Genomic DNA, 14,542 nt, shown 5'->3' on the forward strand with positions numbered 1-14,542 from the left:
CGTATTAACCCTGATTAAAAACCCTTATCGCGGTGAAAAATTCCGCATCTTATTGAACCGATATCGGCTGGATATAGTGGCTCGCTTTCCCGCACGCGCCACCGGCGTGCGCAGATAAACGCAGGAGCCCCTTGATGACCACCGATACCCGATTCACCGAAGTCGAGGATCTGATGCCCGCCGCCGGCGGGCTTCGCGAGATCCGTCACCACATCCATCACCACCCCGAACTCGCGTACGAAGAGCACGACACGGCCGCGCTCGTCGCCGACAAGCTCGAGCAATGGGGCTGGCAGGTGACGCGCGGGGTCGGCAAGACGGGCGTGGTCGGCACGCTGCGGGTGGGCGACGGCGCGCGCAGCATCGGCATTCGTGCGGACATGGATGCGCTGCCGATCGTCGAGGCAACCGGCCTGCCGTATGCGAGCGGCACGCACGGCAAGATGCACGCATGCGGCCATGACGGCCACACGACGATGCTGCTCGGCGCCGCACAGCATCTCGCGAAAACGCGTCACTTCTCGGGCACCGTGCACCTGTATTTCCAGCCGGCGGAAGAGCACGGCGTCGACAGCGGCGCGAAGAAGATGATCGACGACGGCCTGTTCGAGCGCTTCCCGTGCGATGCGGTGTTCGGCATGCACAACCATCCGGGCGCGGCGCCCGGTGTGTTCCTCACGCGGCGCGGCCCGTTCATGTCGGCGGGCGACAAGGCGATCATCACGATCGAAGGCGTCGGCGGCCACGCGGCGCGGCCGCACCTGACGGTCGATCCGGTCGTCGTCGCCGCGAGCATCGTGATGGCGCTGCAGACGATCGTCGCGCGCAACGTCGACCCGTCGCAGCCGGCGGTCGTCACGGTCGGCTCGATGCACGCCGGCACCGCGAACAACGTGATCCCGAACGGCGCGCGCCTCGAACTCAGCGTGCGTTCGTTCAGCCCCGAAGTCCGCGCGCTGCTCAAGCGTCGCATCACCGAGCTGGCGCAAACGCAGGCCGCGAGCTACGGCGCGAGCGCGAACGTCGAGTACATCGAAGGTTATCCGGTCGTCGTCAATACGGATGCCGAAACGGATTTCGCCGCGCAGGTCGCGCGCGAACTCGTCGGCGATGCGCACGTGGTCGAGCAGACCGACCTGCTGATGGGCAGCGAGGATTTCGCGTTCATGCTGCAGCAGCGGCCGGGCTCGTTCGTGCGGCTCGGCAACGGCGAAGGCGAGGACGGCTGCATGGTGCACAACCCGAAATACGACTTCAACGATCGCAACCTGCCGATCGGCGCGGCGTTCTGGACGCGCCTCGTCGAGCGTTACCTCGGGCAGTGATCGCGGCGGCGGCGCGCGGTCGGCGCTTCCGGCCGCATTGACAGGAGAGGATAGCGATGCAGAAAGACCATCTCGCGCTGCACCCGGCGTCGGCGGGCGTGGCCGAAGCCGACACGCCTGCCGTCACGAAGCGCGGCGCGATCGCAGCGGCCGTGATCGGCAACTGGCTGGAATTCTTCGATTTCACCGTGTACGGCTTCTTCGCGGTGCTGATCGGCAAGCTGTTCTTCCCGTCGAGCGACCCGACCACGTCGCTGCTGCTGTCGGTCGCGACGTTCGCCGCCGGCTTCTTCACGCGGCCGCTCGGCAGCGTCGTGCTCGGCGTGTACGCGGACCGCAAGGGGCGCAAGGCCGCGCTGAACCTGACGATCATGCTGATGGCGCTCGGCACCGGCCTGATCGCGATCGCGCCGACCTATGCGCAGGTCGGCGTGGCCGCGCCGTTGCTCGTCGTGTTCGCGCGGTTGCTGCAGGGCTTCTCGCAGGGCGGCGAATTCGGCGCGGCGACGTCGACGCTGCTCGAACAGGGCGGCACGTCGCGCCGCGGATTCCGCGCGAGCTGGCAGCTCGCGACGCAGGGCGGCGCCGCGCTGATGGGCTCGGGCTTCGCGGCGCTGCTGTCGAACACGATGACGAAGGACGCGCTCGAAGGCTGGGGCTGGCGGCTGCCGTTCCTCGTCGGCGTGCTGATCGCGCCGGTCGGAATGGTTCTGCGTCGCCGGCTCGCGGACGACGCGCCCGGCGACCGCCATCACGGGATCGAGCGCGGCGTGCTGCACGAGCTGTTCTCGAAGCACACGCGCACGGTGGTGCTGCTGATGCTCACGGTGATGGGCGGCACGGTGTCGACCTACATCCTGACGTTCTACATGCCGACCTACGCGATCCATACGCTCGGCCTGCCGATGAAGCTGTCGATGTTCGTCGGCGTCGCGTCGGGCTGCGTGATGCTGGTCACGTGCCCGCTGTTCGGCTGGCTGTCGGACAAACTCGGGAGCCGCCGCCTGCCGATCTTCGTCGGCCGCGGCGTGCTGGTCGCGCTGCTGTTCCCGGCGTTCTGGCTGATGAACCATCATCCGACGCTGTCGGTGATCCTGCCGCTGACCGCGCTGATGCTGCTGTTCTATTCGCTCGGCTCGGCATCGGAAATGGCGTTGATGTGCGAGTCGCTGCCGCGCCACGTGCGCGCGACGGGCATCTCGATCGCGTATGCGCTCGCGGTGACGATCTTCGGCGGCACCGCGCAGCTGATCGCGACCTGGCTCGTGAAGACGACCGGCAGCAAGCTCGCGCCGGCCGGCTACGTGGCCGCGTGCGTGGTGCTGTCGCTGATCGCGGTCGCGATGCTGCGCGAGACGGCGCGGGAATCGCTGGACTGACCCGCGAGGCGCGCGACTCACGGCGCGGGCGGCGACGCGGCCGTGTGTGCTTACCGCCCGCGCACCACCCTCAGATACGACGCGAGCATCGTCGCAAGTTCCTGCGCGGCCGGCGTCAGCGGCACGGCCGCGCGTTGCAGCAGGCAGACGTCCTGCGCGTCGGCCCGTTCGCATACGGGTACTTTCGCAAGCGCGCCGGCGAACGGCCCGTGCCGCGTGATCGCCTCGGTTTCGAGCGCGAGGGAATCGGTCTGCGTGACGATCTGCAGCGTCTCGAACATCCCTTCGACGGTCGCGAGAATCCTCGGCGGCGGCTGGCCGTGCGCGTCGAAGTACGCGAGCAGCCGGTTGACGACCGGATCGGCGCTCAGGTTCGGCGAGCGCGTCGACACCCATCCATAGTCGGCCAGCTCGGCGAGCGATTGCGCGTGCATCGCCGGGTGCCCGTTGCGGCACACGACCACCGGCGCCGACGTGCGCAGCGGCGTGACCGCGAGATCGGTCGTGTCGGTCTGCTTCGCGACCAGCGCGATCGCGAAATCGACCGCGCTTTCGCGCAGCCAGCCGATCATCATCCGCGACGTGCCGGTGCGCAGGTGCACGTCCACCTTGTCGAAGCGCGCGCGGAACGCGGTCAGCACGGGCGCGAACGCGTCGATCAGCGGCTCGGTCACGAGGCCGAGCGTGACGGTGCCTTCGTAGGCGCCGCTCAACTGACGGATTTCCCGCTCGACCTGCTCGCATTCGCCGAGGATCGAACCGGAGCGCGCGAGCAGCCGCTGGCCGACGGCCGTCGGCACGATCCCGCGATTGGTCCGCGTGAACAGCGTCGCGCCGAGCGTCGCCTCGAGGCCCTGCAGTTGCTGCGTGACGCCGCTTTGCGCGAGGTCGAGCGCGCGGGCGGCCGCGCGCAGGCTGCCGTGCTCGACGACGGCCTGGAAGATGCGGAGCTGGGACAGCGTGAACGCCATGGGAAGCAGCGAAGCCGGTGATCGGAAATACCGATCATGATAAGTCAGCCGATGGTTCCGGCGTGGGCCCCGCGCTTCTACGATCGCAGGCAGTCCGGCTCATGCCGTTTGCCTCACTTCCTGCCCATCGTCGACCATGAAACGTTTCCTCGTCCCGCTCGTTTCCCTGTGCCTTGGCCTGGCCGCCACGTCCGCGTACGCGCTCGACGCGCACATGGTGCGGCTCGGCATCGATCCGACCTATCCGCCGATGGATGCGAAAGCGCCCGACGGCAGCCTGAAGGGCTTCGACGTCGATCTCGGCAACGAAATCTGCCGCCGCGCGCAGTTGCGCTGCCAGTGGGTCGAGCTCGAATTCTCCGGGATGATTCCCGCGCTGCAGGCGCGCAAGATCGACGCGATCCTGTCGTCGATGGCGATCACCGCGAAGCGCGAGAAGCAGATCCTGTTCTCGTCGAAGCTGTTCCGTTTCAAGTCGCGGCTCGTCGCGCGGCCCGGCAGCGGGCTCGACGGCGCGGCGGCGTCGCTGGCCGGCAAGCGCGTCGGCGTGCAGTCGGGCACGCAGTTCGAATCGTGGGCGCTCGCGCACTGGGCGCCGGCCGGCGTCGGCGTGATGCCGTACAAGAGCCAGGACGACGTGTTCGCCGATCTCGTCAACGGCCGCCTCGACGCGGCGCTGCTCGGCACCGTGGAAGCCGATTACGGGTTCCTGCGCCAGCCGCGCGGCAAGGGTTTCGCGTTCGTCGGCGCGCCGCTCGACATGGGCGATCGCGGTGTCGGCATCGGCATGCGGCAGTCGGATACCGCGCTGAAGGCGTCGATCGACGGCGCGATCGCGTCGATGCTGAAGGACGGTACGTACGAGCGGATCGCGAAGCAGTATTTCGATTTCAACCCGTACGGCGACTGAACGCCGGGCGACCTCGACGTGTCACCCGCTTCTTCGTTTTCATTTCGTTCGAGACCATCGATGCAGATTCGCACTACGCCGCTCCTGTCGCCGTCGATCGGCACGCAGCGCACGCTGACGAGCTTTCATTTCGGGCCCGCCGACAGCGGCCGCAAGATCTATCTGCAGGCCGCGCTGCACGCGGACGAGACGCCCGCGATGCTCGCGGCGTTCGTGCTCAAGCAGCGCCTCGCGCAGCTCGACGCCGAAGGCCGGCTCGCGGCCGAAATCGTGCTCGTGCCGGTATCGAACCCGATCGGCCTCAATCATCATCTGCTCGGGCAGTTCATCGGCCGTTTCGACCTCGCGAGCGGCCGCAACTTCAATCGCGGCTTCCTGCCGCTCGCGGAGATCGCCGCGAGCGCGCGTGACCGGCTCGGCGACGACGGCGCGCACAATCGCGCGATCGTGCGCGAATGCGTCGGGGCGGCGCTCGCGGAAATCGCGCCGCGCACCGAATTCGATGCGCTGCAGCTTGCGCTGCTGAAGCTGTCGCACGACGCCGACGTCGTGATCGACCTGCATTGCTCGCTTGAAGCGGTGATGCACGTGTACACGAGCGATAGCGCGTGGCCGGACGTCGAGCCGCTCGCGCGTTATCTCGGTGCACAGGTGTCGCTGCTCGCCGAGGACTCGGGCGGGCACGCGTTCGACGATGCGCATCACCTGCTGTGGTCGCGGTTGAGCGCGCATTTGCCGAACGGCACGCCGATGGCGGCCGGCACCGTGGCCGTGACGGTCGAGTGCCGCGGCCAGCGCGACGTGACGTACGAATACGCGCAACGCGACGCCGACGCGCTCGTCGACTATCTGGTGTGGCGCGGCGCGGTGCGCGGCGAACCCGCGCCGCTGCCGCCGCTGGCCGCGCCGGCCACGCCGCTCGCGGGCAGCGAGCAGTTCTACGCGCCGGTGAGCGGGATCCTCGTGCACCGTGCGGCGATCGGCGCGACGATCCGTGCGGGCGATCCGCTGTTCGACATCGTCGATCCGCTGACGGATGCGGTCACGACGATCTCGAGCGCGACCGACGGCGTGTTCTACATGCGCCGCGCGATCCGCTTCGTGACGGCCGGCGCGCCGCTCGGCCGCGTGACGGGCACGGTGCCGGTGCGCAAGGGGATGCTGCTGGGCGCGTGAGCGGCGGGACGGGCGCGTGTCCGAGTGGCGCCCCGCAATTTCGTTCTCGTCAAATTGACCGGGCGTGGCCGCATCCCTAAATTGGTTGATGCGGAGCGCGCTCCGTGTTCCGTGAGAAGGACGTTGCAAGCAGAGTCAGAGAGTTGAGCGGGCGGCCCATGCCGCCCGTCTTTTTATCCGCGCGATCCGCGAATGACCGTCGTGCCGGTCCCGCGAGCGAAGTAACCGCTCACCCGCGCCGCGCGACCAGTTCCGACACCGTCTGCGCGGCCTGCTGCAGCGGCCCGAGAAACTCCTTCACCATCTGCTTCGCGGTATGCCGCTGCGCGTTGCCGCTGATGTTCATCGCGGCGATGATCTGCCCGCGCCGGTTGCGGATCGGCGCGGACAGCGACATCAGCCCCACTTCGAGTTCCTGGTCGACCACGGCCCAGCCCTGCTGGCGCGCCTGAGCGATCGCCGCCTTCAGCTCGCCGAGGTCGGTGATCGTGCGCGGCGTGTGCGCGCGGATGCCGCTCTGCGCGAGCGTTTCGTCGAGCGCCGCGTCGTCGAGCGCGGACAGCAGCACGCGGCCCATCGACGTGCAGTACGCGGGCAGCCGGCTGCCGATCGACAGGTTGATCGTCATGATCTTGCGGGTCGGCACGCGCAGCACGTAGACGATCTCGGTGCGATCGAGCACCGCGGCCGAGCAGCTTTCGTGGATCTGTGCGGACAGCTGCTCCATCACCGGATCGGCGAGATTCCAGAACGGCATCGACGTGAGATACGCGAAGCCGAGCTCGAGGATCTTCGGCGTGAGCCGGAACAGCCGGCCGTCGGCCTCGACGTAGCCGAGCGTCTGCAGCGTGAGCAGGATCCGGCGTGCGCCCGCGCGCGTGAGGCCGGTGGCCGACGCGACCTCGGTGAGCGTCTGCTCCGGGCGCGTCGCGTCGAACGCGCGGATCACCGCGAGGCCGCGCGCGAACGACTGCACATAGGAGTCGCCGGGTTTCTGGATGTCTTCGGTTGTCATGAACGGTTGGTTTGTCGTGCAGCCGAGAAGATAGCGCATGGGGCCTGACACGCCAACCGCCCGGCGGACCGCGCGCTTGACAGGTCGTCCCCGCACTCCCTATGATGCGTTGAACGTTCGATACACGATCTTATGTTCGTATATAGAACATTTAAGCGCATCCCGGCGGGCAATGCAAGGGGCGCGCCCTGTTCATTTCCCAGCCTTCCGTGGGACCGGAGACACTGATGACCGAAGCTTTTCTATGTGATGCGATCCGTACGCCGATCGGGCGTTACGGCGGTGCACTATCCGGCGTGCGCGCCGACGATCTGGGCGCGGTGCCGCTCAAGGCGCTCGTCGAGCGCAACCGCGACGTCGACTGGACGGCGATCGACGACGTGATCTACGGCTGCGCGAACCAGGCCGGCGAGGATAATCGCAACGTCGCGCGCATGTCGGCGCTGCTCGCGGGCTTGCCGGAAGGCGTGCCGGGTTCGACGATCAACCGCCTGTGCGGGTCGGGGATGGATGCGGTCGGCGTGGCCGCGCGCGCGATCAAGTCGGGCGAAGCCGCGCTGATGGTCGCGGGTGGCGTCGAGAGCATGACGCGCGCGCCGTTCGTGATGGGCAAGGCCGCGAGCGCGTTCGCGCGCCAGGCCGACATCTACGACACGACGATCGGCTGGCGCTTCGTCAATCCGCTGATGAAACAGCTGCATGGCGTCGATTCGATGCCGGAGACCGCCGAGAACGTCGCGGTCGACTACAACGTCAGCCGCGCGGATCAGGACCTGTTCGCGCTGCGCAGCCAGCAGAAGGCCGCACGCGCGCAGCAGGACGGCACGCTCGCCGAAGAAATCGTGTCGGTCACGATTGCGCAGAAGAAGGGCGATCCGCTGGTCGTGTCGCGCGACGAGCATCCGCGCGAAACGTCGCTCGAGACGCTCGCGAAGCTGAAGGGCGTCGTGCGCCCGGACGGCTCGGTCACGGCCGGCAACGCGTCGGGCGTGAACGACGGCGCCGCCGCGCTGCTGCTCGCGAACGAGGCAACCGCGAGGCGCTTCGGCCTGACGCCGCGCGCCCGCGTGCTGGGGATCGCGACGGCCGGCGTCGCGCCGCGCGTGATGGGCATCGGCCCCGCGCCGGCCACGCAGAAGCTGCTCGCCCGACTCGGGATGACGATCGACCAGTTCGACGTGATCGAGCTGAACGAGGCATTTGCGTCGCAAGGTCTTGCGGTGCTGCGCATGCTCGGCGTCGCCGACGACGATCCGCGCGTGAACCCGAACGGCGGCGCGATCGCGCTCGGCCACCCGCTCGGCGCATCGGGTGCGCGCCTCGTGACGACCGCGATGTACCAGTTGCATCGTACGAACGGCCGCTTTGCGCTGTGCACGATGTGCATCGGCGTTGGCCAGGGCATCGCGATCGCGATCGAACGCGTGTGAGCGGCGTGATGCGGTGAAGCGGCCGGATACGCGCCGCTTTGCTGCTGCGTTGTTTCCCCTACGAGGGGCGGCACGAGACATCTCGCGCCGCCCTTCGTCGTTAACCACCGGCCCGCGACAGTTGCTTGAAGCGCGCGCCGCCATCCGCGTGCCAGCCGTCAGGCCATCGGCCCTTCCAGATGAATGTCGTCGGGCTCGAGCGCGTAAAGCTCGGGATCGGGCGACGCGCTGACCGTGAAGCCGAGCCGCAGGTAGAAGTCGATCGTGCGCTGCGACGGCGTGGCCGATACGTACAGCCGCTCGGCGCCCATTGCACGCGCCTGCGCGCGGGCCGTGCGGTAGAGCTGTTCGCCGAGCCCGCAGCCGCGCCAGTCGTGGCTCACGTGCAGGAACTTCAGCTGCAGCATGTCGCGTTGCGGGCCGAGCCGCCGGCTGTCGACGACCGCCGCCGCGACCAGCCGCGCGCCGTCGAACCTGCCGAGAAACCAGCCGCCGCGGTCGTGGCAGTCGAGCAGGATCGGCGTGTAGTGATCGGCTTCGCCGTCGGGCCAGCCGGCCACGTCGTAGAACTCGGGCACGAGATGCAGCGTGCCGTCGCGCAGCACGTACAGGTGTTCGATGATTTCGCGCCGGTCGATGGTCCATACGAGCGGTACGTCGTCGCGCGCAAGCGGGCGGGCCGACAGCGCGTCGCGTTCGGCGGCGGTGCGGCGCGTCATGCGGCCCTCCGGTGCGCGGAGATCGTACCCGTCGGCGGCAGGCGCGGCATGCGGTCGGGCGGCGCCATCCGATAGCCGTCCGGTTCGCGTTGTCCCGGAAACCGCGTGGCGCCGCCATTCCGGAAAAACGCGGCCTGATCGCGTTGATGGCGCTCATGCGCGGCCGTCGCGGTATTCCAGGACAGCCGATTCAGCTCATGCAATGCCTTTTTCATCGAATTCGAATTCCAGTGGAATGGAGCAGGATAGGCCAATCGTTTCGCTGCACGCAACAGCGGCCGGCATTGCCAATGTCGTTCGGCGCTTCGTGACCGACAGATAAACGTGCGCGGGGATTATCGGCGGATTATTTGATCTGAATCATGGTAATGGCCGGATTGCCCGTTTTATTCGCATCGAAATTAAGGTTTGCCGGTGAATTGCCGACAGTAAGGACGAGAGTGTCGTAAAGCGAACAACCGTTTTTCGGCTACTGAGCGCGATTTCAGCGCGGCGCGGACGACAGATCCGCCTTTCGGAGCCTTGCATGCGCAACAACCAGCCCGTTACCCAACAGGAATTCGATTTTCCCGACGACGTCACGCTGATGTCGACGACCGATGCCGACAGCATCATCACCTACGCCAACACGACGTTCGCGCAAGTGAGCGGCTTCTCGACCGAGGAGCTCGTCGGCCAGCCGCACAACGTGGTCCGTCACCCGGACATGCCGAAGGAGGCGTTCGCCGACATGTGGGCGACGCTGCGGCGCGGCGAGCCGTGGACCGCGCTCGTGAAGAACCGCCGCAAGAACGGCGACCACTACTGGGTGCGCGCGAACGCGATTCCGGTGATGCGCAACGGCGCGCCGCAGGGCTATATGTCGGTGCGCACGAAGGCGCCGCACGACGAGAGCACGGCCGCGGACGCGCTGTATCGCGCGTTTCGCGACGGCAAGGCCGGCCGGCGCCGGTTCCACAAGGGGCTCGTGATCCGCACCGGGCTGCTGCGAGTCGCGTCGCTGCCGCAGACGATGTCGGTGCGTGCGCGCGTTCATGCGGCACTGTGCGTGCTGGCGCCGGCCGTCGTCGGCGCGGGGTGGGCCTGCGGGCTCACCGGCGGCGGGCTCGCGGCGTTTGCCGGCGTGACGGCCGGCGTGGCGGTCGCGGCAGGCTGGTGGCTCGACGCGCAGATCGTGCAACCGCTGAAGCGGCTGCACGAGCAGGCGCTGAACGTCGCGACCGGCGAGAGCCGGCGCGGCGTACGGATGAACCGCGTCGACGAGATCGGCATGACGCTGCGCACGATCAACCAGCTCGGGCTGATGTTCCGCTGGCTCGTCGACGACGTCAGCGAGCAGGTGCACAACGTGCAGCGCGCGAGCAACGAGATCGCGCAAGGCAACAGCGACCTGAGCGCGCGCACCGAACAGGCCGCGTCGAGCGTGCAGCAGACGGCCGCGTCGATGGCCGAGATGACGGCGACCGTATCGAGCAACGCGGAGACGGCGCTGCAGGCGAATCAGCTGTCCGTTTCCGCGAGCGGCGCGGCCGAGCGCGGCGGGCAGGCGGTGAGCGAGGTCGTCGCGACGATGAGCGAGATCACCGACAGCTCGCGCAGGATCGCCGACATCATCGGCGTGATCGACGGCATCGCGTTCCAGACCAACATCCTCGCGCTGAACGCGGCGGTCGAGGCCGCACGTGCGGGCGAACAGGGGCGCGGTTTCGCGGTGGTGGCCGGCGAAGTGCGCGCGCTCGCGCAGCGCAGCGCGAACGCGGCGAAGGAAATCAAGACGCTGATCGGCGCGAGCGTCGAGCGCGTCGAGTCGGGTGCGCGGATCGTCGACGGCGCGGGCAAGACGATGGAGGACATCGTCACGCAGGTGAAGCGCGTGTCGGACCTGATTGCGGAGATCAGCTCGTCGACGGCCGAGCAGAGCACGGGCGTCGCGCAGGTCGACCAGGCAGTCGTGCATCTGGACAACATCACGCAGCAGAACGCGGCGCTCGTCGAGCAGAGCACGGCGGCGTCGGAAAGCCTGAAGCAGCAGGCGACGCGGCTCGTCGATGCGGTGAACGTGTTCAGGTGAGGGTTGCAAGCGTGCGCGACGTGCGGATTCGATCAATGAATCCGGCATGTCGCGCACGATACATGTTCGGATTGGCGAATTCAATCGAATGACGCCAAACGCGAAATATTCGTATTTACGACTTTATCGTTACGCGCTAAATCGGGCCGAACGCATTACGTCGAACGATCGGGCGAATGGCCGTCAGGCCGTTGTCCGGCCACGCATTCTGGTTTATCCATAAACAAATCATTCGGCAAAAACACGATCATGCATCTTTAATGCATATTTACCCGAGTACGGCATCATGTTTTGGCGGAATTTGCCGAAAGCGCAGGAGTCGACTCACACGCAGGCGAATCGATCGCCATGCGTGGAGTCTCGAATCAATCGACGAACGGACGCAAGATCCGTCACCCGGAGCTCCACACCATGCGCAACAACCAGCCTGTCACGCAACGCGAATTCGAATTTGCCGATGATGCGACGCTGATGTCGACGACCGACGTCGACAGCCACATCACGTACGCGAACGCGGCGTTCATCCAGGTCAGCGGTTTTTCTCCCGAGGAGATCGAGGGCCAGCCGCACAACGTGGTACGGCATCCGGACATGCCGAAGGAAGCGTTCGCCGACATGTGGGCGACGCTCAAGGGCGGCGAGCCGTGGACCGCGCTCGTGAAGAACCGCCGCAAGAACGGCGATCACTACTGGGTGCGCGCGAACGCGATTCCGGTGATGCGCAACGGGCAGCCGAAGGGCTACATGTCGGTGCGCACGAAGGCGACACGCGATGAGATCGCGGCCGCCGAGGCGCTGTATCGCGATTTCCGCGAAGGCAAGGCCGGCAGCCGCCGGTTCCACAAGGGATTGATCGTGCGCACGGGCGCGATGCGCGTCGCGTCGCTGTTCCAGACGATGTCGGTGCGGGCCCGGCTAGTGTCGACGCTGTGCGTCCTCGCGCCGGCTGTCGTCGGCGCCGGCTGGGCGGCCGGGTTGACCGGCGGCGCGTTCGCGGCGTTTGCCGGTGCGGCGGTCGGCGTGACGGCGGCAGCCGGGCTGTGGCTCGATGCGCAGATCGTGCGGCCGCTGGGGCAACTGCGCGACGAGGCGTTGCGCGTGGCGACCGGCGAGAGCCGCAGCGGCGTGCGGATGAACCGGGTCGACGAGATCGGCATGACGCTGCGCACGATCAACCAGCTCGGGTTGATGTTCCGCTGGCTCGTCGACGACGTCAGCGAACAGGTGTTGAACGTGCAGCGCGCGAGCAACGAGATCGCGCAAGGCAACAACGATCTGAGCGCGCGCACCGAGCAGGCGTCGACGAGCGTGCAGCAGACGGCCGCGTCGATGGCCGAGATGACGGCCACCGTGTCGAGCAATGCGGAGACGGCGCTGCAGGCGAATCAGTTGTCCGTTTCCGCGAGCGAGGCGGCCGGGCGCGGCGGGCAGGCGGTGAACGAAGTCGTCGCGACGATGAACGACATCACCGACAGCTCGCGCAAGATCGCGGACATCATCGGCGTGATCGACGGCATCGCGTTCCAGACCAACATTCTCGCGTTGAACGCGGCCGTCGAGGCGGCGCGCGCGGGCGATCAGGGGCGAGGCTTCGCGGTGGTGGCCGGCGAAGTGCGCGCGCTCGCGCAGCGCAGCGCGAACGCGGCGAAGGAGATCAAGACGCTGATCGGCGCGAGCGTCGAGCGGGTCGAGTCGGGCGCGCGGATCGTCGATGGCGCGGGCAAGACGATGGAGGACATCGTCACGCAGGTGAAGCGCGTGTCGGACCTCATTGCGGAGATCAGCTCGTCGACGGCCGAGCAGAGCACGGGCGTCGCGCAGGTCGACCAGGCAGTCGTGCATCTGGACAACATCACGCAGCAGAACGCGGCGCTCGTCGAGCAGAGCACGGCGGCGTCGGAAAGCCTGAAGCAGCAGGCGACGCGGTTGGTCGAGGCGGTGAACGTGTTCCGCTGATCGCGGGAGGGGAAGGTGACGCGGGCACGGCGGAGAGGGATACCGGCCCGCGTCGGGCCGCCCGGTTCCGGCCGGGCGGCCAGGGCCTGTCGCCGAGGCGGCAGGCCCCGAACCGTCAGACGGCGAGGCAGAGGTACTTGATCACGACGTAGTCGTCGATGCCGTAGTGCGAGCCTTCGCGGCCGAGGCCCGACTGCTTGACGCCGCCGAACGGCGCGACTTCGTTCGAGATCAGGCCCGTGTTCACGCCGACCATCCCGTATTCGAGCGCTTCGGCCACCTTCCACACGCGGCCGATGTCGCGGCTGTAGAAGTACGCGGCCAAGCCGAACTCGGTGTCGTTCGCGAGGCGGATCACCTCGTCGTCGCTGCCGAACTTGAACAGCGGCGCGAGCGGCCCGAACGTCTCTTCCTTCGCGACCTTCATCGCCGGCGTGACGCCCGTCAGCACGGTCGGCTCGAAGAAGCCGTGGCCGAGCGCATGGCGCTTGCCGCCCGTCACGACGGTCGCACCCTTCGCGAGCGCGTCCTCGATGTGCGCCTCGACCTTCAGCACGGCCGCTTCGTTGATCAGCGGGCCCTGCGTGACGCCCGGCTCCGTGCCGCGGCCGACCTTCAACTGGCCGACGGCCGCCGCGAGCTTCTGCGCGAACTGGTCGTACACGGCTTCGTGCACGTAGAAGCGGTTCGTGCACACGCACGTCTGGCCGCTGTTGCGGTACTTCGACGCGATCGCGCCCTGCACGGCCGCATCGAGATCGGCGTCGTCGAACACGATGAACGGCGCGTTGCCGCCGAGCTCCAGCGACACCTTCTTGACCGTCGCCGCGCATTGCGACATCAGCAGGCGGCCGACCGGCGTCGAGCCGGTGAACGACAGCTTGCGCACGATCGGGTTCGACGTCAGTTCGCCGCCGATCGCCTTCGGGTCGCCCGTGACGACGCTGAACACGCCGGCCGGCACGCCCGCGCGCTCGGCCAGCACGGCCATCGCGAGCGCCGAGAACGGCGTCGCTTCGGCCGGCTTCACGACGATCGGGCAGCCTGCGGCGAGCGCCGGGCCGACCTTGCGCGTGATCATCGCCGCCGGGAAATTCCACGGTGTGATCGCCGCGCACACGCCGATCGCTTCCTTCGTCACGACGATGCGCTTGTCGCTCGCCGGCGTCGGGATCGTGTCGCCGTACACGCGCTTGCCTTCTTCCGCGAACCACTCGAGGAACGACGCCGCATAGCCGATCTCGCCCTTCGCTTCGGCGAGCGACTTGCCTTGCTCGGTCGTCAGGATCAGCGCGAGGTCGTCGGCGTTTTCCATCATCAGGTCGTGCCACTTGCGCAGGATCGTCGCGCGCTCCTTCGCGGTCTTCTTGCGCCACGCGGGCCAGGCGGCGTTCGCGGCTTCGATCGCGTGACGCGTCTCGGCCGTGCCCATCGCCGGCACGGTGCCGAGCAGGCCGCCGGTCGCCGGGTTGCGGACCTCGAACGACTCGCCGTTCGTTGCGCCTTGCCATTCGCCGTTGATGTACGCCTGCTGGCGGAACAGCGACGGATCTTTCAGTGCCAGGGTTTCCTGAACAGTGCTCATATGAA

General features: G+C 67.7%; 11 protein-coding genes and 1 pseudogene. 7 read left to right on the top strand and 5 right to left on the bottom strand.

What is annotated here, in order from left to right:
* Positions 1–134: 134 nt before the first annotated feature.
* Together J8I35_RS09465 and J8I35_RS09470 are read left to right on the top strand one after the other, a co-directional pair.
* Positions 135–1,325: a M20 aminoacylase family protein gene (locus J8I35_RS09465; RefSeq protein WP_124594374.1), complete on the top strand. Its 1,191-nt coding sequence runs from the start codon at positions 135–137 to the stop codon at positions 1,323–1,325.
* Between the two features lie 56 nt (positions 1,326–1,381).
* Positions 1,382–2,704 carry an MFS transporter gene (locus J8I35_RS09470; RefSeq protein WP_124653900.1) on the top strand — a complete coding sequence of 441 codons (1,323 nt, stop codon included), beginning with the start codon at positions 1,382–1,384 and terminating at the stop codon, positions 2,702–2,704.
* Positions 2,705–2,754: 50 nt separating this feature from the next.
* Here J8I35_RS09470 and J8I35_RS09475 read toward each other — a convergent pair whose 3' ends face one another.
* Entirely contained in the window at positions 2,755–3,675 is a 921-nt protein-coding gene (locus J8I35_RS09475) for a LysR family transcriptional regulator (RefSeq protein WP_050012112.1), read from the bottom strand.
* Between the two features lie 136 nt (positions 3,676–3,811).
* Between J8I35_RS09475 and J8I35_RS09480 the strand changes: the two genes are divergently transcribed.
* Together J8I35_RS09480 and J8I35_RS09485 are read left to right on the top strand one after the other, a co-directional pair.
* On the top strand, positions 3,812–4,585 hold the full coding sequence (locus tag J8I35_RS09480; protein WP_209925099.1) for a transporter substrate-binding domain-containing protein: 774 nt from the start codon (positions 3,812–3,814) through the stop codon (positions 4,583–4,585).
* 60 nt (positions 4,586–4,645) lie between these two features.
* On the top strand, positions 4,646–5,761 hold the full coding sequence (locus J8I35_RS09485) for a succinylglutamate desuccinylase/aspartoacylase family protein (RefSeq protein WP_124555305.1): 1,116 nt from the start codon (positions 4,646–4,648) through the stop codon (positions 5,759–5,761).
* Positions 5,762–5,990: 229 nt separating this feature from the next.
* Here the strand turns inward: J8I35_RS09485 and J8I35_RS09490 are convergent, their stop codons facing one another.
* Complete coding sequence (locus J8I35_RS09490; RefSeq protein ID WP_050012439.1) at positions 5,991–6,776, bottom strand: IclR family transcriptional regulator; 786 nt, start codon at positions 6,774–6,776, stop codon at positions 5,991–5,993.
* A gap of 227 nt (positions 6,777–7,003) precedes the next feature.
* On the opposite strand from J8I35_RS09490, the gene pcaF reads away from it, so the two are divergent.
* Entirely contained in the window at positions 7,004–8,206 is a 1,203-nt protein-coding gene (gene pcaF, locus J8I35_RS09495) for a 3-oxoadipyl-CoA thiolase (RefSeq protein ID WP_089489815.1), read from the top strand.
* A gap of 158 nt (positions 8,207–8,364) precedes the next feature.
* Here pcaF and J8I35_RS09500 read toward each other — a convergent pair whose 3' ends face one another.
* Together J8I35_RS09500 and J8I35_RS34580 are read right to left on the bottom strand one after the other, a co-directional pair.
* Positions 8,365–8,925, bottom strand: coding sequence for an N-acetyltransferase (locus tag J8I35_RS09500; RefSeq protein ID WP_204383908.1), 561 nt, complete (start codon positions 8,923–8,925; stop codon positions 8,365–8,367).
* 83 nt (positions 8,926–9,008) lie between these two features.
* Positions 9,009–9,140: pseudogene (locus J8I35_RS34580) on the bottom strand (SAM-dependent methyltransferase); the annotation flags it as partial.
* Between the two features lie 311 nt (positions 9,141–9,451).
* Between J8I35_RS34580 and J8I35_RS09505 the strand changes: the two are divergent.
* Positions 9,452–10,996 carry a PAS domain-containing methyl-accepting chemotaxis protein gene (locus tag J8I35_RS09505; RefSeq protein WP_060733345.1) on the top strand — a complete coding sequence of 515 codons (1,545 nt, stop codon included), beginning with the start codon at positions 9,452–9,454 and terminating at the stop codon, positions 10,994–10,996.
* 411 nt (positions 10,997–11,407) lie between these two features.
* On the top strand, positions 11,408–12,952 hold the full coding sequence (locus J8I35_RS09510; RefSeq protein WP_089489812.1) for a PAS domain-containing methyl-accepting chemotaxis protein: 1,545 nt from the start codon (positions 11,408–11,410) through the stop codon (positions 12,950–12,952).
* 115 nt (positions 12,953–13,067) lie between these two features.
* On the opposite strand, the gene gabD is transcribed toward J8I35_RS09510, so the two are convergent.
* Entirely contained in the window at positions 13,068–14,537 is a 1,470-nt protein-coding gene (gene gabD, locus J8I35_RS09515) for an NADP-dependent succinate-semialdehyde dehydrogenase (protein ID WP_124595385.1), read from the bottom strand.
* Between the last annotated feature and the right edge of the window lie 5 nt (positions 14,538–14,542).

The organism is Burkholderia sp. CpTa8-5 (assembly GCF_017815045.1).
Classification (GTDB): domain Bacteria; phylum Pseudomonadota; class Gammaproteobacteria; order Burkholderiales; family Burkholderiaceae; genus Burkholderia; species Burkholderia sola.

Excerpts from the sequence above, each read along its gene's own strand:
- J8I35_RS09465 (WP_124594374.1), top strand. The coding sequence starts at position 135 with ATGACCACCGATACCCGATTCACCGAAGTCGAGGATCTGATGCCCGCC.
- J8I35_RS09470 (WP_124653900.1), top strand. The coding sequence starts at position 1,382 with ATGCAGAAAGACCATCTCGCGCTGCACCCGGCGTCGGCGGGCGTGGCC.
- J8I35_RS09475 (WP_050012112.1), bottom strand. The coding sequence starts at position 3,675 with ATGGCGTTCACGCTGTCCCAGCTCCGCATCTTCCAGGCCGTCGTCGAG.
- J8I35_RS09480 (WP_209925099.1), top strand. The coding sequence starts at position 3,812 with ATGAAACGTTTCCTCGTCCCGCTCGTTTCCCTGTGCCTTGGCCTGGCC.
- J8I35_RS09485 (WP_124555305.1), top strand. The coding sequence starts at position 4,646 with ATGCAGATTCGCACTACGCCGCTCCTGTCGCCGTCGATCGGCACGCAG.
- J8I35_RS09490 (WP_050012439.1), bottom strand. The coding sequence starts at position 6,776 with ATGACAACCGAAGACATCCAGAAACCCGGCGACTCCTATGTGCAGTCG.
- pcaF (WP_089489815.1), top strand. The coding sequence starts at position 7,004 with ATGACCGAAGCTTTTCTATGTGATGCGATCCGTACGCCGATCGGGCGT.
- J8I35_RS09500 (WP_204383908.1), bottom strand. The coding sequence starts at position 8,925 with ATGACGCGCCGCACCGCCGCCGAACGCGACGCGCTGTCGGCCCGCCCG.
- J8I35_RS09505 (WP_060733345.1), top strand. The coding sequence starts at position 9,452 with ATGCGCAACAACCAGCCCGTTACCCAACAGGAATTCGATTTTCCCGAC.
- J8I35_RS09510 (WP_089489812.1), top strand. The coding sequence starts at position 11,408 with ATGCGCAACAACCAGCCTGTCACGCAACGCGAATTCGAATTTGCCGAT.
- gabD (WP_124595385.1), bottom strand. The coding sequence starts at position 14,537 with ATGAGCACTGTTCAGGAAACCCTGGCACTGAAAGATCCGTCGCTGTTC.